The sequence below is a fragment of the Rhodococcus sp. 06-235-1A genome (assembly GCF_002258785.1).
Classification (GTDB): domain Bacteria; phylum Actinomycetota; class Actinomycetes; order Mycobacteriales; family Mycobacteriaceae; genus Rhodococcoides.
This window is the reverse complement of the sequence record NZ_NOYI01000013.1, coordinates 193,241-217,769: the sequence shown is the minus strand read 5'-3', so window position 1 is coordinate 217,769 and position 24,529 is coordinate 193,241. Positions and strand designations below refer to the sequence as shown.

20 protein-coding genes and 1 pseudogene are annotated in these 24,529 nt (G+C 65.4%); 10 read left to right on the top strand and 11 right to left on the bottom strand.

Annotated elements, in window-relative coordinates; translation table 11 throughout:
- Positions 1-33 precede the first annotated feature (33 nt).
- The 7 genes and pseudogenes from CH275_RS14075 to CH275_RS14045 form a co-directional block, all read right to left on the bottom strand.
- Positions 34-423, bottom strand: a complete 390-nt coding sequence (locus tag CH275_RS14075; RefSeq protein WP_094678970.1) for a DUF4233 domain-containing protein — start codon at positions 421-423, stop codon at positions 34-36.
- Positions 420-1,850, bottom strand: a complete 1,431-nt coding sequence (folC, locus tag CH275_RS14070) for a bifunctional tetrahydrofolate synthase/dihydrofolate synthase (protein ID WP_094678969.1) — start codon at positions 1,848-1,850, stop codon at positions 420-422. The genes CH275_RS14075 and folC overlap by 4 nt, the downstream gene beginning before the upstream one ends.
- Positions 1,851-4,526, bottom strand: a complete 2,676-nt coding sequence (locus tag CH275_RS14065) for a valine--tRNA ligase (RefSeq protein WP_094678968.1) — start codon at positions 4,524-4,526, stop codon at positions 1,851-1,853.
- A 9-nt stretch (positions 4,527-4,535) separates the two neighbouring features.
- Positions 4,536-6,424, bottom strand: a pseudogene (locus CH275_RS14060) (prolyl oligopeptidase family serine peptidase).
- A gap of 28 nt (positions 6,425-6,452) precedes the next feature.
- Positions 6,453-7,235, bottom strand: coding sequence for a SigB/SigF/SigG family RNA polymerase sigma factor (locus tag CH275_RS14055; protein ID WP_094678967.1), 783 nt, complete (start codon positions 7,233-7,235; stop codon positions 6,453-6,455).
- Positions 7,235-7,666, bottom strand: coding sequence for an ATP-binding protein (locus CH275_RS14050; protein ID WP_094678966.1), 432 nt, complete (start codon positions 7,664-7,666; stop codon positions 7,235-7,237). Before CH275_RS14050 ends, CH275_RS14055 begins: the two co-directional genes overlap by 1 nt.
- A gap of 99 nt (positions 7,667-7,765) precedes the next feature.
- On the bottom strand, positions 7,766-8,845 hold the full coding sequence (locus tag CH275_RS14045) for an FUSC family protein (RefSeq protein ID WP_094678965.1): 1,080 nt from the start codon (positions 8,843-8,845) through the stop codon (positions 7,766-7,768).
- A gap of 84 nt (positions 8,846-8,929) precedes the next feature.
- Here CH275_RS14045 and malQ point away from each other — a divergent pair, with 84 nt between their 5' ends.
- Positions 8,930-11,074: a 4-alpha-glucanotransferase gene (gene malQ, locus CH275_RS14040; RefSeq protein ID WP_094679263.1), complete on the top strand. Its 2,145-nt coding sequence runs from the start codon at positions 8,930-8,932 to the stop codon at positions 11,072-11,074.
- Positions 11,075-11,134: 60 nt separating this feature from the next.
- Positions 11,135-11,980: a formate dehydrogenase accessory sulfurtransferase FdhD gene (gene fdhD, locus CH275_RS14035; RefSeq protein ID WP_094678964.1), complete on the top strand. Its 846-nt coding sequence runs from the start codon at positions 11,135-11,137 to the stop codon at positions 11,978-11,980.
- Here fdhD and CH275_RS14030 read toward each other — a convergent pair.
- Both CH275_RS14030 and CH275_RS14025 read right to left on the bottom strand, forming a co-directional pair.
- Complete coding sequence (locus tag CH275_RS14030; protein ID WP_094678963.1) at positions 11,957-12,604, bottom strand: CoA transferase subunit B; 648 nt, start codon at positions 12,602-12,604, stop codon at positions 11,957-11,959. The two genes, fdhD and CH275_RS14030, sit on opposite strands and share 24 nt — an antisense overlap.
- Entirely contained in the window at positions 12,601-13,350 is a 750-nt protein-coding gene (locus tag CH275_RS14025) for a CoA transferase subunit A (protein WP_179276149.1), read from the bottom strand. The genes CH275_RS14030 and CH275_RS14025 overlap by 4 nt, the downstream gene beginning before the upstream one ends.
- Before the next feature lie 108 nt (positions 13,351-13,458).
- On the opposite strand from CH275_RS14025, the gene pcaH reads away from it, so the two are divergent.
- From pcaH to CH275_RS13995, 6 genes are read left to right on the top strand one after another with little or no spacing between them, the layout of a single operon-like run.
- Positions 13,459-14,175: a protocatechuate 3,4-dioxygenase subunit beta gene (pcaH, locus tag CH275_RS14020; protein ID WP_094678962.1), complete on the top strand. Its 717-nt coding sequence runs from the start codon at positions 13,459-13,461 to the stop codon at positions 14,173-14,175.
- Entirely contained in the window at positions 14,168-14,806 is a 639-nt protein-coding gene (gene pcaG / locus CH275_RS14015; RefSeq protein ID WP_094678961.1) for a protocatechuate 3,4-dioxygenase subunit alpha, read from the top strand. The genes pcaH and pcaG overlap by 8 nt, the downstream gene beginning before the upstream one ends.
- A gap of 23 nt (positions 14,807-14,829) precedes the next feature.
- Positions 14,830-16,179 (top strand): 3-carboxy-cis,cis-muconate cycloisomerase, encoded by a 1,350-nt coding sequence (gene pcaB, locus CH275_RS14010; protein WP_094678960.1) that lies wholly within the window; start codon positions 14,830-14,832, stop codon positions 16,177-16,179.
- Positions 16,176-17,357: a bifunctional 3-oxoadipate enol-lactonase/4-carboxymuconolactone decarboxylase PcaDC gene (gene pcaDC / locus CH275_RS14005; protein WP_094678959.1), complete on the top strand. Its 1,182-nt coding sequence runs from the start codon at positions 16,176-16,178 to the stop codon at positions 17,355-17,357. The genes pcaB and pcaDC overlap by 4 nt, the downstream gene beginning before the upstream one ends.
- Complete coding sequence (locus tag CH275_RS14000; protein WP_256991021.1) at positions 17,354-18,172, top strand: IclR family transcriptional regulator; 819 nt, start codon at positions 17,354-17,356, stop codon at positions 18,170-18,172. The genes pcaDC and CH275_RS14000 overlap by 4 nt, the downstream gene beginning before the upstream one ends.
- Positions 18,165-19,376, top strand: a complete 1,212-nt coding sequence (locus tag CH275_RS13995; RefSeq protein ID WP_094678957.1) for an acetyl-CoA C-acetyltransferase — start codon at positions 18,165-18,167, stop codon at positions 19,374-19,376. The genes CH275_RS14000 and CH275_RS13995 overlap by 8 nt, the downstream gene beginning before the upstream one ends.
- Before the next feature lie 7 nt (positions 19,377-19,383).
- Here CH275_RS13995 and CH275_RS13990 read toward each other — a convergent pair whose 3' ends face one another.
- Positions 19,384-21,273, bottom strand: a complete 1,890-nt coding sequence (locus CH275_RS13990) for a sugar phosphate isomerase/epimerase and 4-hydroxyphenylpyruvate domain-containing protein (protein WP_094678956.1) — start codon at positions 21,271-21,273, stop codon at positions 19,384-19,386.
- Positions 21,270-22,157, bottom strand: a complete 888-nt coding sequence (locus CH275_RS13985; protein WP_094678955.1) for a shikimate dehydrogenase — start codon at positions 22,155-22,157, stop codon at positions 21,270-21,272. Before CH275_RS13985 ends, CH275_RS13990 begins: the two co-directional genes overlap by 4 nt.
- 110 nt (positions 22,158-22,267) lie before the next feature.
- Between CH275_RS13985 and CH275_RS13980 the strand changes: the two genes are divergently transcribed.
- Together CH275_RS13980 and CH275_RS13975 are read left to right on the top strand one after the other, a co-directional pair.
- Positions 22,268-22,945 carry a TetR/AcrR family transcriptional regulator gene (locus CH275_RS13980; protein ID WP_094678954.1) on the top strand — a complete coding sequence of 226 codons (678 nt, stop codon included), beginning with the start codon at positions 22,268-22,270 and terminating at the stop codon, positions 22,943-22,945.
- 173 nt (positions 22,946-23,118) lie between these two features.
- Positions 23,119-24,480, top strand: a complete 1,362-nt coding sequence (locus CH275_RS13975) for an MFS transporter (protein ID WP_094678953.1) — start codon at positions 23,119-23,121, stop codon at positions 24,478-24,480.
- The last annotated feature ends 49 nt before the right edge of the window (positions 24,481-24,529 follow it).

Here is a 24,529-nt window from a genome sequence, read left to right as displayed (position 1 = left end):
CGCATGGCCGAAGCCGACGGGTTGCCCAGGCAGTCAGTCGCGTTGCCCCGGCAGCATCCCGCGCCGGATTCGCTCGGTGATATCCCGACGCAGGTACAGCAGATACAGCCAGACCGCGATGAAGATCAGGCCCACGGCCCCGATCGACAGGTGGAACACTGCCCCTGCCAACACGAACAGCTGCAGAATCAGGTTGAGTTTCATCGCCCACGGTTCGCCCTGCTTGCCTGCCGCGAGGATCATCACGACGGCCAGCGCCACGATGTACGTGGTCGAGAACCAGGTCGCACCTCCGCCGAGGGTCGCCACCACCGGTAGCGCGAGCAAGGTCACGATGGCCTCGAGCACGAGCGTGCCTGCCACGACACCGCGGAACCCCTTCCACGGGTCGGTCGTGGGTGGTCTGAACTCTGCCTCGCTCACGCGGGGTCCTTTCCGAACAGAGTGCGAGCTGCGCCGACGGTCACCACGGATCCGGTCACCACGACTCCGGCACCGGAGACTGCCTCCCCCGGCTCGGCGACTTCCTCGGCCAGCCCGATCGCCGTCTCGAGTGCGTCGGGCAGGGTCGATGCCACCACGACGCGTTCGTCGCCGAATTTGGCCACTGCGATGTCGGCCAACGCATCGACGTCCATCGCCCGTGCCGACCCGTTGTGGGTGACGACGATGTCGTCGAACACCGGTTCCAGTGCCTCGAGAATGGCTCCGACGTCCTTGTCCGCCATCACACTCACGACACCGACGAGTTTGCGGAAGTCGAACTCGTCGGTGAGTGCGGCTGCAAGCGCAGCTGCCCCGTGTGGGTTGTGCGCGGCATCCAGGAAGACCGTGGGCGCGTTCCGTACCCGCTCGAGTCGACCGGGGTTGACGATCGTGGCGAACGCAGCGCGCACGGTGTCCTGATCGAGTTGGCGATCCGGCCCGGCACCGAAGAACGCCTCGACCGCAGCGAGTGCGAGGGACGCATTGTGCGCCTGATGCTCGCCGTGCAACGGAAGGAAGACGTCGGTGTACACCCCGCCGAGCCCCTGCAGCTCCAGTTGCTGGCCGCCCACGGCAATCTGCCTGCCGAGCACGGTGAATTCCGATCCCGCCCGCGCCACTGCGGCGTCCGCCTGCACCGCTGCCCGCAGCAGCACCTCGGACACCTCGGGCTTCTGCTGCGCCAGAATCGCGACCGTGTCACGCGGCACGAGCGATTCCGGTGCCTTCTTGATGATCCCGGCCTTCTCCCCCGCGATCCCGGCGAGATCGTCGCCGAGGAAATCTACGTGATCGAGGCCGATCGGAGTGATGACGGCAACCTCACCGTCGACGACGTTGGTGGCGTCCCAACGCCCGCCGAGCCCGACCTCGATGACGGCAACCTCGACGGGAGCCTCCGCGAACGCCGCGAACGCCATGGCCGTGACCACCTCGAACTTGCTCATTCGGGGTCCGCCCGCAGCCTCGGACTGCGCGTCGATCATGTCCACGAACGGTGCGATCTCGTTGTAGGTGTCGACGTAGAGCCGCGGCGAGATGGGACGTCCGTCGATGCTGATCCGCTCGGTGGCCATCTGCAGGTGCGGGCTGGTGGTGCGGCCCGTGCGCCGATGGAACGCTGTGAGCAGCGCGTCGATCATTCGAGTCACCGAGGTCTTGCCGTTGGTGCCTGCGACGTGGATCGACGGGTACGCCTTCTGCGGCGAGCCGAGGAGGTCCATCAGCGCCGAGATGCGAGCCGTCGACGGCTCGATCTTCGTTTCCCCCCAGCGCTTGTCCAGTTCGGCCTCGACCAGCGCCAGTTCCGCGAGATCGACCGGGCTCGGCGGTGGCGGCGGCAATGCGTCGTCCGGTTCGGTCACTTAGGTTCCCATCGATTCGATACGCGCGGCGATCCGGGCAATTTCCTCCTGTGCGATGGACTGTCGCGTTCTGATCTTGTCCACCACCGCATCGGGAGCCTTGGCTAGGAAGGCCTCGTTGCCGAGCTTGCCGGTGGTCTGCGCCAGTTCCTTCTCCGCGGCCGCGAGATCCTTGACCAACCGAGCGCGCTCGGCGACCAGGTCGACGGTGCCCGAGGTATCGAGTTCGACGACCACGGTCGCCTTGCTCAGGCGCACCTCCACCGAGGCCGTCGCGGCGAAGTCCTCGGCCGGCTCGGTCAGCCGGGCCAGCGAGGTGACCGCCGAGATCTGGCCGTCGAGATCGGCGTCGGACACTCCGACGATGCGGGCCGCAACCTTCTGGGAGGGCTTGAGTCCCTGATCACTGCGGAATCGGCGGACTTCGGTGATCAGTCGCTGCATGTCCTCGATCCGCTGTGCAGCAACGGGATCGACAGGCTCCGAGGCGGCCGCGGGCCACGCCGCGATCACCAGAGATTCACCACCGGTGAGCACCTTCCACAGCGTTTCGGTGACGAACGGAATGACCGGGTGCAGCAGGCGCAGCAAGGCGTCGAGCACGTTCCCCAGCACTCCGCGGGTGGTTGCGGCAATGCCCTCGTCGGCGAACTGCACCTTGGCGATCTCGAGGTACCAGTCACAGACCTCGTCCCAGGCGAAGTGGTAGAGCGCCTCACATGCCTTGCTGAACTCGTAACGGTCGAAGGCCGAATCCACCTCTGCTCGAACCTGTTCGAGCCGATCCAGGATCCACCGGTCGGCGTCGGTCAGCTCGGATCGCGAAGGCAGATCTGCCGGCGCCGCACCGTTCATCAGCGCGAACTTCGTTGCGTTGAACAGCTTGTTGGCGAAGTTGCGCGAGGACTGCGCGTGGTCCTCGCCGACCGACATGTCGGCACCGGGGTTTGCCCCACGTGCCAGCGTGAAACGCAGTGCATCCGCACCGAACCGGTCGACCCAATCGAGAGGATCGATTCCGTTGCCTCGCGACTTCGACATCTTCTTGCCGAACTGGTCACGAATCAGGCCGTGCAGAAACACATCTCGGAACGGAACCTGCGGCCCCTGCTTACCCGCGGTGATCGCGTCGTCGGCCCCGACGTAGGTGCCGAACATCATCATGCGGGCGACCCAGAAGAAGAGGATGTCGTACCCGGTGACGAGAACGCCGGTGGGATAGAACTTCTCGAGATCGGTCGTGGCCTCCGGCCACCCCATCGTCGAGAAGGGCCACAGGCCGGACGAGAACCAGGTGTCGAGGACATCGGGATCCTGCTCCCAGCCCTCGGGTGCGCTCTCCCCCGGGCCGAGGCACACGGTCTCGCCGTCGGGCCCGTACCAGATCGGAATCCGATGGCCCCACCACAGCTGACGCGAGATGCACCAGTCGTGCATGTTGTCGACCCAGGCGAACCAGCGCGGCTCCTGACTCTTGGGGTGAATCACCGTGTCGCCGTTGCGGACTGCATCGCCGGCGGCCTTCGCCAGGGTGTCGACCTTGACCCACCACTGCAGCGAAAGGCGCGGCTCGATCGGCTCACCGCTGCGCTCGGAGTGTCCGACACTGTGCAGGTAGGGGCGCTTCTCGGCGACGACGCGCCCCTGCTCGGCGAGCGCTTCACGAACCTTCACTCGCGCCTCGAACCGGTCCATGCCGTCGAATTGCGTTCCGGTATCGGCGATTCGGCCGGCCTTGTCCATGATCGAGGGCATCGGCAATGAGTGCCGCACGCCCATCTCGAAGTCGTTGGGGTCGTGCGCCGGGGTGATCTTCACTGCGCCGGTGCCGAATTCGGGATCGACGTAGTCGTCTGCGATGATCGGGATCCGTCGGCCGGTGAACGGGTGTTCGAGGGTGGTGCCCACGAGAGCCTTGTACCGCTCGTCGTCGGGATGCACCGCCACTGCGGTGTCGCCGAGCATCGTTTCGACTCGGGTGGTCGCCACGATCACGTGCGGTTCGGAGTCGTCGAGGGAGCCGTATCGCAGCGACACGAGTTCGCCCTCGACGTCCTCGAATTTGACCTCGATGTCGGAAATGGCGGTCTGCAGCACCGGAGACCAGTTGACGAGCCGCTCGGCGCGGTAGATCAAACCGTCGTCGAACATTCGCTTGAACATGGTCTGCACGGCCTCGGACAACCCGTCGTCCATGGTGAAACGCTCGCGGCTCCAATCCACTCCGTCGCCGATGCGTCGCATCTGCCCGCCGATGGTTCCACCGGATTCGCGCTTCCAGTCCCAGACCTTGTCGACGAACAGCTCGCGGCCGAACTCTTCCTTGGTCTTTCCGTCCGCAGCGAGTTGCTTCTCCACCACGGTCTGCGTGGCGATGCCCGCGTGATCCATACCCGGCAACCACAGCACCTCGAACCCGAGCATCCGCTTGCGACGGCTCAGCGCATCCATCAACGTGTGGTCGAGAGCGTGGCCCATGTGCAGGCTGCCGGTGACGTTGGGCGGGGGCAGCACGATGGAGTACGGCGGCTTGTCGCTGGTGGCGTCGGCCTCGAAGTACCCGGCGTCGACCCAGGACCGGTACAGCTCCGCCTCGACCGCGCTGGGATCCCAGCTCTTGGGCAGGTCGATCGAATCGGCAGGGTTCTCTGAGTGCTCTGGTGCTGAACTGGTCACCGGTCGATTCTAGTGGCCGAGGATTCGCGGCATCGACGCGCTCTCGCCCAGCACGTGCTGCGCCAGAAATGCCAGCACCACCTCGTACCAGACCTTGGCGTGCTGAGGACCGAGGATCCAGTGGTTCTCGGCCGGGAAGTAGAGGAAACGATGTTCGGTGTTTCCCTCGTCGTCGGCGGGCAGACCCGACTCACTGAGCAGCTCGTACCACAGCCGCAGGCCCTCGCCGATCGGCACGCGATAATCCTTGTCGCCGTGGATCACCAGCATCGGCGTCGCGATGTCCGCCACGAACAGGTGCGGAGAATTCTCGACTGCCATCTCGGGCGACATCTCCCGCGCCCAGTACCACGGCGCATCCGTGGTCGGTCCGAACTGATCGAGCGCCCACAGACTCGCGTGCGTGACGACGGCGTCGAACCGATCGGTGTGACCGGCGATCCAATTGGCCATGTACCCGCCGAAGGACCCGCCCATGGCAGCGGTACGGGTGTCGTCGATATCGGGACGCGCGACGGCAACGTCGGTCAGCGCCATCAGGTCGGTGAACGGGGCCTTGCCCCACGCGCCCCAACCTCGCTGGACGAACTCCTGGCCGTAACCGGTGGACAGCGCCGGATCGGGCAGCAACACCGCGTAACCACGGGCGACCATCAGCCACGGATTCCATCGCCACGACCACGTGTTCCACGAGCTCAGCGGGCCACCGTGCACCCACAGCAGCAACGGAGCGGGTGCAGTCTCGGACGCACCCTCCGGCAATGCCAGCCACCCGCGTACCCGAGCCCCGTCGGCGACGATCGTGTCGATCTCGGTGAGACTTCCGGGCAACGGGCTGTGGTCGACGCCGGTCTCGAATGCAGTGGTGGCACCGTCGGACACGTCGATCGACACCGGATGCGGTGCAGCCAGATACGAGGCGGCGAGCGCCACCACTCTGTTGCCGTCCGGCGACACGTGCACGTGGGTGTACGCATCGTCGGTGTTCGTGAGCCGACGCGGCTCCTCGCCGTCGCGCACGACGAAAATGGGTGACCGTCCGTCGTCATCCGCGGTGACCAGTACCCCCGACCCGTCCGGCAGCCATACCGGGTCGATCGGCCACCGATCCCAGCCCGGTGCGAGATCGGTGACGGAGGCTGTGTCGAAGTCGTACTGCTGCAGGGTCATTCGTGGTGCTCGTTCGGGAGTCGAGATCGATTCACGGACAAACACGACCGCACGGCCGTCGGGCGAGATCGCCGGCGCGCCCAGGTCGACACGACGAACGAACCGTCGGCACTGACATCGAACGCCGCTTCGTGCAACGCTCCCGCCGCATTCGCCGTGAGATCGCGCAGTCCGATGGAACCGTCCGCCGATCCGATGAACAGGTGTGGGGTCGCCGGACCCAGATCGTGATCCCAGAAACGCACCGGAACACCCATGTGCAGAATCGCGTCCACCTTGTTCGCCGTGCGTTCGGCGCGCAGGGCATCGTCGTCCTCGTCGGTGCTCGACGAGCCGAACACCGGTGAGAACCCGACGAGTCCGTATCCGGAACGGGCAGTTCGGATGTCGCTCAGACCGGCGGATCGGGTCTCGAGCAGTCGGGCTTCGCCGCCTGCGGCAGGCAGAACCCACAGCCTGGCCGGATCGTCCTTGTTCGATCGGCGCGAGAACAACAGATCGCCGGAAGCGGTGAACACCGGCGCACTCTCACCCCACTCACCGTGGGTGAGGCGTCGGGCAGACGAACTACCGTCGACATCGATCTCCCACAACGATGTTCGATACTCGGTGCGCGAATCGTCCAGTGCAGCAACCACGATCACAGCGCGTGAGAAGTCGGGCGATACCGTCAGGCCAGTGACCCGACGGGCTCCGATGTACTGATCGACATCGTCGTACATGCTCATACACCGAGCCTAGCTTCACCCGTGGCGTTCAGTCCTCGCCGAGGTCCTCGCGAAGCTGGGCGAGAGTACGAGCCAGGATTCGCGAAACGTGCATCTGCGAAATCCCGACCTTCTCCGCGATCTGCGTCTGAGTCATCGACCCGAAGAATCGGAGCACGACGATTCGACGCTCTCGCTCCGGAAGCTTCTCGAGTGCGGGGCGCACGGCGAGGTAGCTCTCCATCTTCTCGAGTTCGGGATCGTCGGCACCGAGGGTGTCCATCAATGGCAGCCGATCCTCGCTGACCACGGAGTCGACCGACACGGTTTGGTACGCGCTGCGGGCGAGCAGCGCCTGCGAGGCTTCCTTGACGTCGATCCCCAGTTCGGCCGCGATCTCGCTGGCGGTCGGAGCTCGGCCGAGCTTCTGCGACAGCGATCCCACCGCTTGGGAGATCATCGAATTCAGTTCCTTCATGCGCCGCGGCACCCGAACCGACCATCCCGCATCGCGGAAGTAACGCCGCGCTTCGCCCATGATCGTCGGTACTGCGAACGACACGAAGTCCGATCCTCGTTCGATGTCGAATCTGTCGACGGCGTTGACCAGACCGAGACGTGAAACCTGCAGAAGGTCCTCGTGGGCCTCCCCGCGACCTCCGAAGCGGCGCGCGATGTGTTCGGCGAGTGGCAGGCAACGGGTGATGATGCGATCGCGTAGCACTCGACGTTGCGGAGAATTCTCGTCGAGCGCCTGCATCTGCTGGATCAGTGCGACAACGTCGCTGTAGTCGTCGGACTCGCGCCGCGTGCTTCGTTCGTGCACCGGCACTAGACCGTGCTCCTCCGCTTGACCACGTCGATGGCGACCGTTCGAACCGCATCGCTCTCGACTGCGTCGTCGGCGCGCAGTTCGATGGAGTCGGTCAGGGTCTGCAGTACGTGCCAGCCGAAGCTGTCCTTCTTCGGCACGGACGCGGCAGCCAACGTGGAGGTGACGACGATCCGGATCCCGGTGTCACTCACTTCGAACATGCACGAGAGCTCCGAGTCGGCCACCGAACCCTTGATCAGCTGCGAACACACTTCGTCGACGACCAACTTGACGTCGGCGATATCGTCGAGCGTGAAGTCGCTGAGCACCACGAGAGTTTCGGCGACGGCGCGTACCACCGGAAGCTGGTCGGCCTCGGCGCGCACCCTCAGCTCGACCGGTGCACCGGAACCTCTCTCCAGTTCGTCGATCTTGCTGACCCCAGCCATCCGCACTTCCCATCGTCGCCACGCAGTGATTTACCGTTCGCCGAGCAAGAGTACCCAGCGCACCGCGTTTCAATCCTGGCAGTCGCGAGAACGTGGACCTCACGTGAGCGCACGTAGCGCTGCTGTTGCCGGCCCCACCAGCCTGCCCGCGCTCATCGTCGCTCCGGCCGATTCCTGCTCGGACGCCACCACCACGTGCACGAGCGTGGCCAACCTTTCCTCCGCAGCGGCAACGCGATCGACCACGTCCGCCTGAGTCCGGTGCGCATCGCACCGGCCCTCGACCACGTCCGCCAGGGCACGGGCGAACCCGGCACCCGCGACTCGGACGTCGTCTTCGAGCGGGTGGAACGGTGGAACCGGATCGAGTCCCACGGCGGCTGCGTCGACGAATTCGCCGCATTCGGTCCAACTGGAGTCGATGGCACCGACCGTGGCCTTCCACCATCGATGACTCACTCGGGTCGGCACCGCAGACCGGCGAAGGTTTCCGCGAGTGCTCTCGTCGGTCCACATCAACGCAGCCTGTGCTCGACGCACCTCGACTCGAACGGCGTCGCTGCGCGCTCGCCACTGCGAAGACCGATCGTCGACGGCGGATCGATCCGGCTCGAGGTCGAGACCGCGGGCGACGTCTCGCAGCAGAGATCCCGCCGCCGACGACACCGACTCCACGGCGTTCTGCGATTCCCGCCAGTACAGGGGCGGAGCCGCAAGTGCGTTCACCGCCAACCCCACCGCGGCACCGACCGCAAGCTCGATGATCCTGTCCAGCAAGGCGACCGGATCCGATGCCGATCCGTAGGTGACCATCAGCAGAGCAGTCACGGGTATCCAGATTCCGCTCGTACCGAATTTCGACCACCGGCCGACCAGCGCGCCGATGAACACACTGACTGCGAGAGCCGCACTCGGATCGCCGACGACGCGAACCACGAGTGCCGCGACGAGTACCCCGGCGCTCACCGTGGCGATCTGCTCGGCTGCCGATCGCAGACTTCGGCTGATCGTCACGTCGATCAGGAACACCGCCGCATACGGAGCGAGGAACGGCTCCGTCATCGACAGCAGTTCCACGGCCAGAATCCACGCCGCTGCTGCGGCACCCGCCATCTTTGCGGACACCACGAGGGCCTCGATCGTCCGATCGCGAGAGACCGACTGTCGTGTCCACCTCATTCCGATTCGCCTACCCCGACCCGGTCGGGTCGAAACCGCCCGGCCCGAGTGACGGGGGCGCGGCGAACTGGCACGATCATCGATGTGGACTACTCGCAGGCACTTCGCTCGCTCGCCCGACGTCTCGGCACTTCGACGTCGTACCGAGGCTGGGACGACACCGAACACGAGGTTAGTGACGACACCCTCCAGCAGGTGCTCGCCGCCCGCGGCTACGCCACCGAGTCGTCCGAGGACGTCGATCGAGCGTTGGCCGACATCGATGATGCGCCGTGGCGGCGCCTGCTTCCTCCGGTCGTCGTGGCGACGCAGGGCACCGATGCCACGGTGTGGGTGCATGTGCCGCACGGTAATCCGGTGGAGGTCTCGATGGTCTCCGAGAACGGTGAGTCGATCGACGTGACCCAGGCAGACGTCTGGGTCGATCCCCGGGAGATCGACGGCAACCTGATCGGTCGCGCCACGTTCGTCGTTCCCGGCAATGCCCCGCTCGGTTGGCACAGTCTGACCGCGACGACGATCAGCGAGGACAACACGGTCAGAACCTCGGAAGCGGTTGTGGTGGTCACACCGAAGTCGTTGTCGCCCAACGCCGAACTGGCGGATCGGCAGCGGACCGGACTGCTCACCCAGCTGTACTCGGTGCGCTCGAGACGATCATGGGGAATCGGTGATCTCGCCGACCTCGAGGACATGGCCGAGATCGCCGGCCGCGAACACGGATTCGATTACCTTCTCGTCAATCCACTGCACGCCGACCGACCGACCACCCCGGTGGAGGCATCCCCGTACCTGCCGACCACGCGTCGATTCTTCAACTCGCTCTACATTCGAGTCGAGAACATTCGCGAGACCGCACAACTCTCGCCGAAACAGTTCGGCAAGGTCCAGGACGCTGCGAGACGGTTCGACAAGGCGAACACGCGAACCAAGAAGCTGGATCGGGACCGGACGTTCACGGCGAAACTTCGTGCCTTGGAACGCGTTCACAAGGTCGAACGCAGCCCGGCTCGCGAATCCGCGTACCGAGCCTTCGTCGAGCGCGAAGGCACCGGATTGCGAGACTTCGCGGTATGGAGTGCGCTCGCAGAGAAATTCGGCCCCCAGGATCCGGTGTGGACCGATCGGGCAGCGCATCCACGGACCGACTTCGTTCTCGAACAGCGTACGAAGCTGGCCGACCGCATCGATTTTCACATGTGGCTCCAATGGATCTGCGACGAGCAACTCGCCGCCGCGCAACGTGCTGCTCTCGATGCGGGGATGGACATCGGGATCATGCACGATCTCGCCGTGGGTGTCGCCCGCGGCGGAGCCGACGCCTGGGCGCTCGGTGATGTACTGGTCACCGGCGTCACGGTGGGCGCACCGCCGGACAACTTCAATCAGCAGGGCCAGAACTGGAATCAGCCGCCGTGGGACCCCGACCGCCTACGAGAGCTGGCGTACATGCCGTACCGCGACATGCTGCGAACGATTCTTCGTCATGCAGGCGGCATCCGGGTCGACCACATCCTGGGCCTGTTCCGGCTGTGGTGGATTCCGCAGGCGGCCGAGAATGCCGGTGGCGGAACATATGTCGAGTACGACCACGAGGCTCTGATCGGCATCCTTGCTCTGGAGGCCGAACGTGCGGGCGCGGTGGTGGTCGGTGAGGATCTCGGCGTCTTCGAGCCGATGGTGCAGGAGTACCTCACCGAACGCGGAATTTTCGGTACCTCGATCCTGTGGTTCGAGGCCGACGAATCCGGACCGATCCCGCCCGAGGAGTACCGCAGCCTCTGCCTGACCTCGGTGACAACGCACGACCTACCACCCACGGCCGGATACCTCGAGGGCGAACACATAGACCTGCGGTCACGACTGGGGTTGCTCGAGCGCGACATCGAGGCCGAGAAGGAGGTCGACGCACGCAAACGCGAGGCCGTTCTCGACCTGGCGCGCGAGCGCGGGTTGCTCGCCCCCGGCGCGGACGCCCGCGAGACCGTGGAAGCTCTGCACCGTCTCGTCCAGCGCAGTCCGTCACTGCTGATCGGTGTCGCTCTCGTCGACGCAGTCGGAGAACACCGCATCCAGAACCAGCCGGGTACCGACGAAACCCAGTACGAGAACTGGAAGGTTCCGTTGGCGGATGCGGACGGCAGACGCGTGCTGGTCGAGGATCTCGTCGATCACCCCCGGATGGTGGCGTTGGCGCAGGCTATGGCCACCGAGTCGACGGACCGGTGACCCCGAGGTCCACAATCGAAGGATGAACTACCGAATTCGTTCCGAAGACAGCCGGTACTGATGGGCCGCATCACTGCTCGCAGACCGGTGATCCGATTGCGCGGTGGGCACCGCGTCGAGCGCCCGGACACCCTGGTGGTGGAAGAGCCGCTCGAATTGCGGGTCGACGGCAAGGCGTTGGCCGTGACCATGCGCACCCCCGGACACGATGTCGAGCTGGCACACGGCTTCCTGCTCACCGAGGGCGTGATCGCCTCGGGAGCCGACATCGCCGCCGCTCGCTACTGCGACGGCGTCGACGACGAGGGAGCGAACACCTACAACGTCCTCGACGTCACACTGAGCGAGGGCGTTGCCCCACCGGAGACGGGCGTCGAACGAAACTTCTACACGACGTCGTCGTGCGGGGTGTGCGGTAAAGGATCACTCGAGGCGATTCGACTGCGCACCAAGCACTCCCCCGCGGCCGACACTGTCGTCGTCACCTCGGAGACTCTTGCCGGATTGCCGGACACACTGCGCGCTGCGCAGAAAGTCTTCGATGCGACGGGCGGTCTGCACGCCGCAGCCCTATTCACCGCCGACGGTGAGATGCTGGTGTTGCGTGAGGACGTCGGACGCCACAATGCCGTCGACAAGGTCGTCGGCTGGGCCGTGACCAACGATCGAATTCCGCTGCGCGGCATGGTGTTGATGGTCAGTGGCCGCGCCTCGTTCGAGCTGGCGCAGAAGGCCGTGATGGCGGGAATTCCGATACTGGCGGCGGTCTCGGCTCCGTCCTCACTTGCGGTCGATCTCGCGACGGAATCGGGCCTGACGGTCGTCGGCTTCCTCCGCGGTCGGTCGATGAACCTCTACTCCCACACCGACCGCGTTCACGTCTCAGACGGTGCTGTCGACCAGTAGTTCTGCCGCTGTCGCATTCACGACGTCGTCCACGGACACACCCGGTGCGGTCTCGACGAGACGGAGACCGTTCTCGGTGACGTCGAGCACGGCCATGTCGGAGATGATCCTGTGCACGCAGCCCTTGCCAGTCAGCGGCAGGGTGCACTGTTCGAGAATCTTCGGCTCACCCTTGCGCGAGACGTGTTCCATCATCACGATCACGCGCCGCGCTCCGTGCACCAGATCCATCGCGCCGCCCATGCCCTTGACCATGTGCCCGGGGATCATCCAGTTGGCCAGATCGCCGGTTGCACTGACCTGCATCGCACCCAGTACTGCGACGTCCACCTGGCCGCCGCGGATCATTCCGAACGACTGCGCGGAGTCGAAGTAGGAAGCACCGGGAAGGACGGTGATGGTTTCCTTGCCTGCGTTGATGACCTCGGGATCGAGTTCGTCCTCGGTGGGGTACGGGCCGACTCCGAGGACTCCGTTCTCCGAATGCAGGATCACCGAGATGTCGGTGGCGATGTAGTTGGGCACGAGCGTCGGCATGCCGATGCCCAGGTTCACGTACTGTCCGTCACCGAGTTCCTGTGCCACCCGAGCGGCCATCTGTTCACGGGTCATCTTCTCGCTCATGCTCGTACCGTCCTCTGCTCGATGCCGACCTGGACCGGTCCGACGTGGACCACCCGCTGCACATGGATACCGGGAGTGTGCACCTCGTCCGGCCCGAGCTCGCCGGGCTCGACGAGATGCTCGACCTGTGCGATGGTGATTCGCCCCGACTCCGCCGCCGGTGGATTGAAGTTTCGCGCGCTGGCGTGGAACACCAGGTTCCCGTGGCGATCGCCCTTCCACGCGTGCACGAGTGCGTAGTCGGCGACGATTCCGCGCTCGAGCACGTAGGTCAGGCCGTCGAATTCGCGGGTCTCTTTCGGCGGACTGGCCAGGGCGATTCCGCCGCTGCCGTCGTAGCGCAATGGGAGTCCACCGTCGGCAACCTGCGTCCCGACGCCTGCCGGGGTGAAGAAGGCAGGGATTCCAGCACCGCCGGCGCGCAGGCGTTCGGCAAGAGTGCCCTGGGGCGTGAGTTCGACTTCGAGTTCGCCGGACAGGTACTGCCTCGCGAACTCCTTGTTCGACCCGACGTACGAGCTGATCGTTCTACGAATGCGATGCTGCGCCAACAGAACTCCCAGACCGAACCCGTCGGTTCCACAGTTGTTGCTGATGGTCTCGAGATCGGTGGCACCCTGCGCGAGTACCGCGTCGATCAAGATTTCGGGCACTCCGACCAGTCCGAATCCTCCCACGGCGAGCGAGGATCCGTCCGGGATGTCCGATACGGCTTCGGTGGCGCTGGCCACGACTTTGTCCAACATGCGATCCACGCTACCCGAAAGCGTGCGTTATGTGAACACCTTGCCACCATGCGAACACCGCCGTAGGGTAGCTATCGCGTAGATCACCACGATCGTGAGGAACCTTCGATGCTTCATCTCCCGCCCGACTATCGGGATCAAGCGGGCACCAACGCCCCGCGAGACTTCGCCGAGTACCGCACCACGACTCTGCGACATCCAGCGCAGCCATTGACGCTGCTTCCCCAGCGACTCACCGAAATCACCGGACCGGTACTGGGAGAAGGACGGGTCACCGCCGCCGATGCCGATCTGACCCTGACGAACGGCGGTGAAGCACAAGGTCAGCGCATCATCGTGCACGGCCGAGTACTCGACAGCGACGGCAAGGCAATTCCGAATACTCTCGTCGAGGTGTGGCAGGCCAACGCGGGCGGGCGATATCGGCACACCGGTGACCGCTGGCCGGCACCGCTCGACCCGCACTTCGACGGAGTCGGCCGAGTGCTCACCGACGCGCAGGGTAGGTATCGATTCACCACGATCAAGCCGGGCGCGTACCCCTGGGGCAACCACCACAATGCGTGGCGTCCCGCCCACATTCACTTCTCGTTGTTCGGCCAGGCATTCACCCAACGACTGGTGACCCAGATGTACTTCCCGGACGACCCGATGTTCTTCCAGGATCCGATCTACAACGCCGCACCCGAGGACGCTCGCGCTCGCATGATCAGCACGTTCGATTACCAAGCAACGCAGGAGAACTGGGCCCTCGGCTTCAGGTTCGACATCGTGCTGCGCGGCCGGGGTGCCACCCCCTTCGAGGAAGACGACCACGATGACTGACCCAGAGTTCGCGCCGCGCTACCCCGTGGTCACCGGGGCCGACTTCACCACCGCCTCCTTCGGACAGACCCCGTCGCAGACGGTGGGCCCGTACGTCCACATCGGTCTGCTGTGGCCCGACGGTGAGTACGTGGTGCCGCCGAGCACGGACGGTGCTGTCACGGTGACGTTCACTGTGATCGACGGCTCCCGAACCCCCATGTCCGACGCCATGATCGAGACCTGGCAGGCCGATGCCGACGGCCGGTTCGATCATCCCGACGACCCGCGGGGCGCGGTTGCGCCGCGCACCGAGGGTTTTCGCGGATTCGGGCGGGCGTTCGCCGACGCGACCGGGACGGTGAAAATCACGACGATCAAGCCGGGTCCGCTACCTGCCGAGAACGACGCCGTCGAGGCTCCGCACATCGACGTCGGCATCTTCGCTCGAGGAATGCTCGAGCGAGTGGTGACCCGGGTGTACTTCCCCGACGAGGCCGAGGCCAACGCGGTCGATCCGGTGTTGTCCACCTTGCCCGAGCACAGGCGTGCCAGACTCGTCGCACGGTCGGTCGACGGCGGCTATCACCTCGATATCGTGCTGCAGAACACCGACCCGGACGGCGACGAGACTCCGTTCTTCGAGCTGTGACGAACGATTCGCGAAGGAGGACAATGGCATCCGAGCGAGGTGCGCTGTTCGATCCCACGTTCGGCGGCGACTTCATCGCACCGCTGGTGGGCGACCGCGCCTGGGTGACAGCGATGTTCGACGTGGAAGGTGCCCTCTCGCGCGCCGCGGCGACGGTCGGACTGGTCGACGTCGGCCACGCGGGCATCGTCACCACTGCGGCAGCAGAGCTCGGGACGTCTACGGACATCACCCGGCTCGGGCTCGATGCGGCCGCCGGCGGGAACCCCGTCATTCCGCTGGTGACGATGCTTCGCAAGGCGGTGTCACCCTCTGCAGTTCCGCCCAGCGCAGTCCATCCGGGGGCCACCAGCCAGGACATCATGGACACGGCACTGATGCTCGTCTCGAGAAACGCGCTCGTCGCCATCGAAGCCGCACTCGACGACGCATGCCGCGCTGCACGAGATCTCGCACTGGCACATCGCACCACTCCCATGGCGGCGCGCACTCTCGGCCAGCAGGCCCTACCCACCACCTTCGGGCTCGTCGCCGCGAACTGGGCATCGGGGCTCTACCGCGTGCGCACACACCTGACTGCCGTCCGACAGGCGTGTCCGGTTCAATACGGCGGAGCCGCAGGCACTCTCGCAGCCGTGTATCCACACGGCCGCACCATTGCCGCCGCACTGGCCGGCGAATTGGGGTTGGCACAGCAGGTAGCGCCCTGGCACACCGAGCGCACTGCGATTGCCGATATCGCATGCGCACTGGGCACGGCAGCCGGGTCGATCGGGAAGATCGCCGGCGACATCGTGTCCATGTCCGCTACCGAACTGGGTGAGCTGTCGGAGGACGCGCCGGGAGGGTCCTCGGCCATGCCGCACAAACGAAACCCCGTCGCGGCCATCACCGCACGCGCCGCGACCCGTCGGGTGCCGGGGACAGTGTCGACGGTGCTCTCGAACATGGATCACGAGCACCAGCGCGCCGCCGGCGCATGGCACGCCGAGTGGGAATCCATCACGGATCTGTTGCGCCTCACCGGCGGCGCAGCACACCGTATCGCCACGAGCCTCGGCGGACTGCACGTTCATTCCGAGAACATGGCTCGCAATCTCGACGCGACGGGCGGAGCACTTCTCGCCGAACGTGTCACCGGGGCACTGGCTCCGCACACGGACCGGGCCCGAGACATCGTCACTGCTCGGTGTGCGGCAGGCGCACCGCTGGACACCGACCCGGCGATCACCGAATTTCTCGCGCCGTCGACGGTGCGAGAACTGCTCGACCCGGCCGCGTATCTCGGTCACGCACCCGAGCTTGTCGATGCCCTCCTCTCGGAGCAGCATTTCGGCACCGACAACACCACAGACTCGAAGGGTTCAGCATGACCGTCGCACTTGCTCACGAACGCACCGAAGGACCCCGCCCGGACGCAGAGACCGTCGTGCTGATCGGCTCACTCGGTTCCGATCGATCGATGTGGAACCCACAGATCGGACCGCTCTCCGCTTCCGCCCACGTAGTCGCCATCGATCTTCGTGGGCACGGGGCATCGCCGGTGCCGCCCGGCCCGTACTCCGTCGCGGAACTGGCCGAAGATGTTCTGGCACTACTCGATTCACTCGATCTCGAGCGTGTTCACATCGTCGGCCTCTCGCTCGGCGGTGCCGTTTCGCAGTGGATCGCCATCCATCGGCCGGAGCGAGTGCGGACACTGACGTTGCTGTGCACCTCCGCCAAGTTCGGTGAGCCTGCGCAGTGGCTCGATCGCGCGGCCACGGTCCGCGCCTCCGGAACCGCCTCACTGGCCGACGCGGTACTCGACCGGTGGTTCACTCCCGAACTCGCCGCCCGCGACACCGATCTCGTCGACCGGCACCGGCAGATGATCGTCGAGACCTCCGACGAGGGCTACGCATCGTGCTGTGAAGCGCTGTCCAACTGGGATTCTCGCGCAGACCTCGGTCGAATCAGCGCCCCGACCCTCGTGATCGCAGGCCGTCAAGATCCCTCGACCACCCCCGAGGACCTGAAGCTCATTGCCGACGGAGTCGCCGGATCGAGCCTCGAAGTGCTCGACCCGGCCGCCCATCTGGCCAACGTCGAGCAATCCGGCCGGATCACCGCAGCGATCGCAGCCCACATCGGAGCAGATGCATATTCCACCGGCCGGTCCGCCGCCCACGACGCCGGGATGGCGGTTCGACGGAGTGTCCTCGGCGACGCACACGTCGACCGCAGCATCTCGGCCCGGACCGAGTTCACCGCACCGTTCCAGGATTTCATCACCCGCACCGCATGGGGCGACATCTGGAATCGTCCCGGACTCGACCATCACACCCGCAGACTGCTGACCCTGGCGATCCTGACGGCCGTGGGTAATCAACACGAACTCGACATGCACATTCGCGCGGCCCTACGAGCAGGCACGGCACCGGACACACTGGCGGAGGTGTTCCTGCACACCGCGGTGTACGCGGGAGTTCCGAACAGCAACAGCGCATTCGCGCTCGCGAACGCGGCGATTGCCGAGACCTCCGCCGAGGCCGAATCGGGTACCTCGTGAACGCAGACGCGCCGTCGCCGTCCTCGGACTACGTTCAATCGCTCGGCCGTGGCCTTGCGGTGATTCGGGCCTTCGATGCCGAGCATCCGCGTCGAACACTCTCCGATGTCGCGAGGGCAACCGAACTCACCCGCGCCACCGCCCGACGGTTTCTGCTCACGCTCGTCGAACTCGGCTACGTGCGCACCGACGGCTCGATGTTCTGGCTCACCCCGCGTGTGCTCGAACTGGGGTACAGCTACCTGTCGAGTCTGTCCCTGCCCGAAGTCTCGGGGCCTCATCTGGAAGCTCTCGCCGAACGGGTCCGAGAATCGTCCTCGGTCTCGATTCTGGACGGCGACGACGTCGTGTACGTCGCGCGAGTTCCGGTCAGCCGCATCATGACCGTCGGTATCAACATCGGCACGCGTTTCCCCGCGTTCGCCACCTCGATGGGGCGTGTGCTGCTCGCCGGCCTTCCGGCCGATGAGCTCGCGGCCTATCTCGATCGAGTCCGCCTGACTCCGCTCACCGGCAAGACCATCACCACCGCCGACGCGCTCGGACGCGAACTCGAACGGGTACGAGACGAGGGCTTCTGTCTGGTGGATCAGGAACTCGAAGAAGGACTGCGGTCGATTGCCGCCCCCATTCACGACAACAACGGCGTGGTTGTCGCCGCGGCCAACGTCTCGACTCAAGCTGCGCGTCATTCCGCGGACGCCGTCCGCACCGAACTGCTCCCGGCCTTGCTCGACGCCACCCACGCCATCGAGACCGATTTGCTCCGGGTGAGTGCCGGACCCAACGACAAGCGAGGAAACACCCATGCCTGACGCCGTGATCTGCGAACCCCTTCGAACTCCGGTCGGCCGCTTCGGCGGTCAGTTCCGAGACATCTCCGCTCAGGCCCTGGCCAGCACCGTCATCGCGGAACTCGTTGCCCGAACCGGTATCTCCGGTACCGACATCGACGACGTCATCCTGGGCCAGGCGTCCCCCAATGGTGACGCACCGGCGATCGGGCGCATCGCAGCGCTCGACGCCGACCTGGGTATCGACGTCCCGGGCATGCAGGTCGACCGGCGGTGTGGTTCCGGCCTGCAGGCGGTGTTGCAGGCATGCATGCAGGTGCAGTCCGGCGGCAACGATCTGGTTCTGGCCGGCGGCGTCGAGAGCATGAGCCAGACCGAGTTCTACGCCACCGGAATGCGCTGGGGCGTCAAGGCCGAGGCAGTGGCCCTGTCCGACAGACTCGCTCGGGCCCGAGTGACCGCGGGCGGCAAGAACTTCCCGGTCCCCGGCGGCATGATCGAAACAGCGGAGAACCTTCGTGCGGAATTCTCGATCAGCCGCGCCGATCAGGACGCGCTGGCGGTCCAGTCCCACCAGCGCGCAGTCGCCGCACAGAACAGCGGCGTGTTCGCCGAGGAAATCGTGGGAGTATCAGTGCCCCAACGTAAGTCGGAACCACTCCTCGTCACCACCGACGAACATCCCCGTGCCGACACCACCGTGGAATCACTGGCGAAGCTGAAGGCGATTCGCGCGTCGATCGATTCCGAGTCGACGGTCACGGCCGGAAATGCGAGCGGACAGAACGACGGTGCGGCTCTCGCGATCGTCACCACCCCGGACAAGGCTGCAGCACTGGGTCTGCGACCGTTGGCCAGACTGGCCGGCTGGGGTGTCGCCGGAGTCGCTCCGCGCACCATGGGAATCGGCCCGGTGCCCGCCAGCGAGAAAGCGCTCGGCCGTCTCGGTCTGAGCCTCGACGATATGGGACTCATCGAACTCAACGAGGCATTCGCCGCCCAGGCCCTCGCCGTCACCCGGTCATGGGGCATCGAGTCCGACGACCCTCGACTGAACCCGCACGGTTCGGGCATTTCGCTCGGCCATCCCGTCGGTGCCACCGGAGCGCGGATCCTCGCCACCTTGCTCCGCGAGATGGAACGCCGCGAGGTTCGGTACGGACTCGAGACGATGTGCATCGGCGGCGGACAGGGGCTTGCTGCGGTGTTCGAGCGAATCGGCTGATCCGAGGTCAGTACCTGAGTTGCGCAGCAAGGCGCACAGCCGAGTTGGTCTCCCCGTACCCCTCGTAGCCACCTACTCGCTGGACCACCTCGAAGAACAGGTCGTCGCCCACGGTTCCGGTGAAGAAGTGGAAGAACTCCCCGCCGGACGCGTCTGCGTCGTACAGAATTCCCAGGCGCTGCATCGCGTCCAGGGTGTCGGATCCGAGCTCGAACCGTGCGTCTAGATCGCGATAGTAGTTGGGAGAGATACGCAACGGGGTGAGCCCGCGGGCGACCATCGCCGACGCCGTGGCATAGATGTCCTCGCACCCGAACGCGACGTGTCCGACGCCTCCGCGGCGGGCGGCAGGCAGCGGGTCCGAGTCGGACGGGCGGCCGGGAACCATGTTGAGCGAGAGCCGGATCGTGCCGCCTGCGGTGGCCAGCGTGAGGGCCTGACTTCGCACCAGGCCGATCGCGTCGACGACGTCCTGCCCGTCGCGGGGCACCATGCCGAACACCGAGCGCAGCAACAGCATCACGCCGTCCCAGCTCTCCGCGGGTACCGCAAGAGCGATGTGGTCGACGTGGGAGACACACGCATCGTTGTGTTCCATCACCCTGGGTGCCAGATCGAACGCCGACTGCCAGGCACCCGCACTGTCGCGGGTGCGCAGATCGAGCGAGGTCGCACCGGTCACGGCGAGGCGAACCACCGCATCGCTCGCGTCGGCAACGCCGGGCATGGTGACGGTCGATGCAGTGACTCCGAGTGCGCGCGCCCGAGTGAGCCACAGATCGGGGCGCTCACTACGAACGCCGATCTGAGCCAGCGCGGGTAGGTGCGCGGGCACGCCGGGCGCGGTCCACAGTGTGTCCACCGTGGTGTCCACTGCTACCGCCAGTGGACCCTGGGTGAACAACGACAGTCCGTGTTCACTGTGTGCGGCGGTCAGGTCGAAGCCCAACTGGCGCAGGACGGTACCCAGCTGTGCTGCCTTCGCCGGACCGGCCGCGATCCGTAGGGACACGACGTTCTCGATCGGGCCGGGCGGCGGTGGGGAGAACAGATCTGTTTCGGCGGTGGGTGTTTCGATGCCGCGTACCTGCTCCTGCAGATACAGCAGCGAGCGATGGGCGTCCGATGCCGTTCGCCCGGTATCGGAATGCCGGAAGACGTCGTTGAAGATCTCGAGCGACCACGGTCCGGTGTAGCCGGAGGCGACCACGTCCGCTCCGAAGCGAGCCAGATCGAAGTTGCCCTGCCCGGGGAAACACCGATGGTGGCGGCTCCACTGCAGGACGTCCATCACCAGGTGGGGTGCGTCGGCCAGTTGCAGGAAGAAGATCTTCTCGCCGGGGATGTCGCGAATTCCTGCGGGATCGTCACCGCGGGAGAGAATGTGGAAGCTGTCCAGGCAGGTCCCGAGTGCCGGATGGTCGACCTGCCGCACGATGTCCCAGGCGTGCCGATAGGTGTCGACGTGCGAGCCCCAGGCCAACGCCTCGTACGCCAATCGCATTCCGCGTCGGTGGGCACGCTCGGCCAGAATTGCCATCTGTTCGATCAGTAGGCCGTCCTCGTGTACCGCACCGGCCAGCGGCGAGGAGCACACCAAGAGCAGGTCGCATCCCAGTTGCTCCATCACGTCGAACTTGCGGTCGAGGCGAACGAGGTTGCGGGCGAACTGATCCGGGTCGGCCGAGTCGGCGTCGCGAAACGGTTGGTAGAGATCGAGGCTCAGGCCCAGATCGGCGGCCTTCTTCGCGATGTCTCCCGGGAGATCGGGTGAGCTGATCAGGTCCGGCTCGAACACCTCGAAGCCGTCGAACCCGGCATCGGCAATCGCGCGCATCTTCTCGTCCAGTGATCCGCTGAGCGAGACCGTGGCGACGGACGTGGCGATGGCGGTCATACGCTGGCTCCTGCAGCAACGTGATCCTCGTGCTCGATCATCGAACTCATGTGGGCGATCATGCGATCCGCATCGGCCGTGCGACCGGTGAAGATCTCGAAGGCGTCGGCGGCCTGGAAAACGGCCATGCCGGTTCCACTGAGCGTGCGACAACCCAGTCTCTCTGCAGTCGAGAGCAATTCGGTCTCCGCCGGTCGATAGACCACCTCGGCCACCCACATGCACGGATTCAGGAGGTGCTCTGGCACAGCCGATCCCGGGTGCTCCACCATGCCGATCGGAGTGGCGTGCACCAGTCCGGTTGCGGATTCGAGGACGGAACCGAGACGGTCGAGGCCGGCCGAGGCGAGCTCGACAGCGGGGAACATCGCCGACAGGGAATCTCGGAGTTGCTGTGCCCGAACAGGATCGGCGTCCACCAACGTGAGCCTGGCTGCGCCGCGGCGCGCCATGGCGTAGGCAACGGCGGCGCCCGCTCCCCCCGCACCGAGTTGCACCACATCACCGATGTCGGCACCCGGCAGGCCGCGGGCGAAGTTGCGATCGAATCCGGACCAGTCGGTGTTGTGGCCGACGGCTCGGCCGTCCTCGAACACCACAGTATTCACGGCCCCGAGCCGGGCGGCATCGTCGGAGAGCTCGTCCAGGCAACCGATGACGCGTTGCTTGCACGGGTGGGTGATGTTCAGCCCACGAAATCCCAGGTCGGCGGCGGTTGCAACCAGACGGGGCAGGTCCTCGACAGTCAGCCCGCGTCGGTCGAGATCGATGATGCGATAGAGGTACTTCACCCCCTGCTCGGCACCCTCCTTTTCGTGCATCGCAGGCGTGAGCGACTTGCCGATACCTGTCCCGATCAGCCCGCAGAGCAGGGATTCCGGCATGTCGATCTCCTCGAGCCTTAATGTACGAATTGGTGAGTTAGCTCGACGGTACTACGCCCTCGGCCCGCGCCCAACCCTTTCCGCACAATCGACGGCGATAGAGTTGATCCATGCCTCCGCGCGCTACCGACTCGTCCGACAACCGCAGCGGACCGACCGTCAAGCGTCGACGCAACAGCGACCTGACCCGGCACAACATCCTCGAGGTGGCGACCGAGGAGTTCGCGGACAAAGGTTTCGCCGGAGCACGTATCGACGAGATCGCCGAACGGACGCACACGACCAAGCGAATGCTGTACTACTACTTCACCGACAAGGAAGGGCTGTACAAAGCCGTTCTGGAGCGGTCCTACCTTCGCATTCGCGAGCGTGAACGAGCCGTGGACGTCGAGGGTCTCGGGCCGATCGAGGCAATTCGCGCCATCGCGTCGCTCACCTTCGATCATCACGAACAGAATCCCGACTTCATCCGACTGGTCTCGACCGAAAACATCTTGCGCGGCGAACACATCGGCACCTCGGAGGCGTTGAGCAACCTCGGCAACCCGGCGGCCGAACTTCTGGCCGACATCCTCGCGCGCGGTCAGGCCGACGGCGTTTTTCGCGCCGACGTCGACGCATTGGACATTCACATGGCCATCAGCAGCTTCTGCGTGTTCCGACTGTCCAATCGCTACACGTTCGAGGCCCTGTTCGGTCGCGACCTCACCGACCCGGCTCACCGAGAACGACTGCGGTCCATGCTCGGCGACATGATCATCGCGTTTCTCACCACACCGACCCACTGACGGGCCCGCCGAGTCGCTCGAGTCTCACCCGGGGTTGACACGTGGCATGGATCACGTTCAGTATCTAGTAGCGCCCCGTTTTAACTATTTCGTACATTAGCGATCCGGTCGGCTGGATCGCGGTTGTCGAAGGGCACCTCCGCTCCCCGTCACACGAAGAGAGACGAACGACGATGGATCCCGTTACATCAGGACCGACCCCAGCTCCCCTTCGGCCGGGTGCAAACCCACGCAAAGCCGCCACCGCAGCATGGGTGGGGAGTGCGCTCGAGTACTACGACTTCTTCATCTACGGCACCGCAGCGGCCCTGGTGTTCGGCCGCGTGTTCTTCCCCGGGTCGAACCCCGCCACCGGTACGTTGCTGGCCCTGGCCACATTCGGTGTCGGCTACCTTGCGCGTCCGCTCGGAGCATTGGTGCTCGGGCACATCGGTGATCGCTACGGCCGCAAGAAGGTCATGGTTGCCACCGTTCTGCTGATGGGTATCGCCACCCTGGGCGTCGGCGTTCTTCCCTCCTACGAATCCATCGGAATCGCCGCGCCGATCATCCTCGTCCTGCTCCGACTCGCGCAGGGATTCTCCGCCGGCGGCGAGCAGGCAGGCGCGAACTCGATGACGCTCGAACACGCCCCGGACAACAGGCGCGCGTTCTTCACCAGCTTCACGCTCAGTGGCACCCAAGGCGGGCAGATCCTCGCCACCGCGGTGTTCCTGCCGGTCGCCATGCTTCCCGAGGAAGCACTGCTCAGCTGGGGTTGGCGAATCCCGTTCTTCCTCAGTGCCTTCGTCGTAGTCGCCGCCTTCGTCATCCGTCGTTCGCTCGACGAGACCCCGGTCTTCGCGGAGGAGGTGGCGTCCACAGAACCACAGCGCCTGCCCGTCGCCGAATTGCTCAGCAACCATCGCTCGGCCGTTCTCCGCGTCATGTTCGCCGCCGTCATCGCATCCGTCAGCACCATCTTCACCGTCTACGCACTGTCGTATGCCGTCAATACCGTTGGCCTCGAACGCACTCCGATGCTCTGGGTCGGCGTTCTCGCCAACGTCGTCGCCCTCTTCGCACTGCCCTTCTTCGGTGCCCTGTCGGATCGCGTCGGACGCAAGCCGGTGTTCCTGTTCGGCTCGATCGGTTGCGCAATCCTCATGTTCGGATACCTCTGGTCCATCTCGATCGGTAGCTACGCACTGATCTTCGTCTTCGGAATCGTGATGTTCGGATTCGTCCACAGCGCTACCGGCGGAGTATGGCCCTCGTTCTACGGCGAGATGTTCCCGGCTCGGGTGCGTCTGACCGGCACCGCCCTCGGCACCCAGATCGGCTTCGCCATCGCAGGATTCGCACCCACCATCGCCGGGGCGATCGCCGGTGCCGAGATCGGTGCCTGGCTTCCGGTCGCCATCGTCACCGCCGTCTTCTGCGCCATCAACGTCGCCATCGTCTCCACGTCCAAGGAGACGTTCCGCACGCCCACCGATCAGCTCGGCACGAAGCCTCGTACTGTCGATGCGACCGCTACCGCGAACGCGCAGTGACCCTCGATGATCGACGACGTTCGGCCTGTTCCTCAGGCCTGTGGCGAGT

What these genes read in the sequence shown, in the direction of transcription:
- CH275_RS14050 (WP_094678966.1), bottom strand. Translation starts at nt 7,666, where the DNA reads ATGGCTGGGGTCAGCAAGATCGACGAACTGGAGAGAGGTTCCGGTGCA.
- CH275_RS14045 (WP_094678965.1), bottom strand. Translation starts at nt 8,845, where the DNA reads ATGAGGTGGACACGACAGTCGGTCTCTCGCGATCGGACGATCGAGGCC.
- fdhD (WP_094678964.1), top strand. Translation starts at nt 11,135, where the DNA reads ATGGGCCGCATCACTGCTCGCAGACCGGTGATCCGATTGCGCGGTGGG.
- CH275_RS14030 (WP_094678963.1), bottom strand. Translation starts at nt 12,604, where the DNA reads ATGAGCGAGAAGATGACCCGTGAACAGATGGCCGCTCGGGTGGCACAG.
- CH275_RS14025 (WP_179276149.1), bottom strand. Translation starts at nt 13,350, where the DNA reads ATGTTGGACAAAGTCGTGGCCAGCGCCACCGAAGCCGTATCGGACATC.
- pcaH (WP_094678962.1), top strand. Translation starts at nt 13,459, where the DNA reads ATGCTTCATCTCCCGCCCGACTATCGGGATCAAGCGGGCACCAACGCC.
- pcaG (WP_094678961.1), top strand. Translation starts at nt 14,168, where the DNA reads ATGACTGACCCAGAGTTCGCGCCGCGCTACCCCGTGGTCACCGGGGCC.
- pcaB (WP_094678960.1), top strand. Translation starts at nt 14,830, where the DNA reads ATGGCATCCGAGCGAGGTGCGCTGTTCGATCCCACGTTCGGCGGCGAC.
- pcaDC (WP_094678959.1), top strand. Translation starts at nt 16,176, where the DNA reads ATGACCGTCGCACTTGCTCACGAACGCACCGAAGGACCCCGCCCGGAC.
- CH275_RS13995 (WP_094678957.1), top strand. Translation starts at nt 18,165, where the DNA reads ATGCCTGACGCCGTGATCTGCGAACCCCTTCGAACTCCGGTCGGCCGC.
- CH275_RS13990 (WP_094678956.1), bottom strand. Translation starts at nt 21,273, where the DNA reads ATGACCGCCATCGCCACGTCCGTCGCCACGGTCTCGCTCAGCGGATCA.
- CH275_RS13985 (WP_094678955.1), bottom strand. Translation starts at nt 22,157, where the DNA reads ATGCCGGAATCCCTGCTCTGCGGGCTGATCGGGACAGGTATCGGCAAG.
- CH275_RS13980 (WP_094678954.1), top strand. Translation starts at nt 22,268, where the DNA reads ATGCCTCCGCGCGCTACCGACTCGTCCGACAACCGCAGCGGACCGACC.
- CH275_RS13975 (WP_094678953.1), top strand. Translation starts at nt 23,119, where the DNA reads ATGGATCCCGTTACATCAGGACCGACCCCAGCTCCCCTTCGGCCGGGT.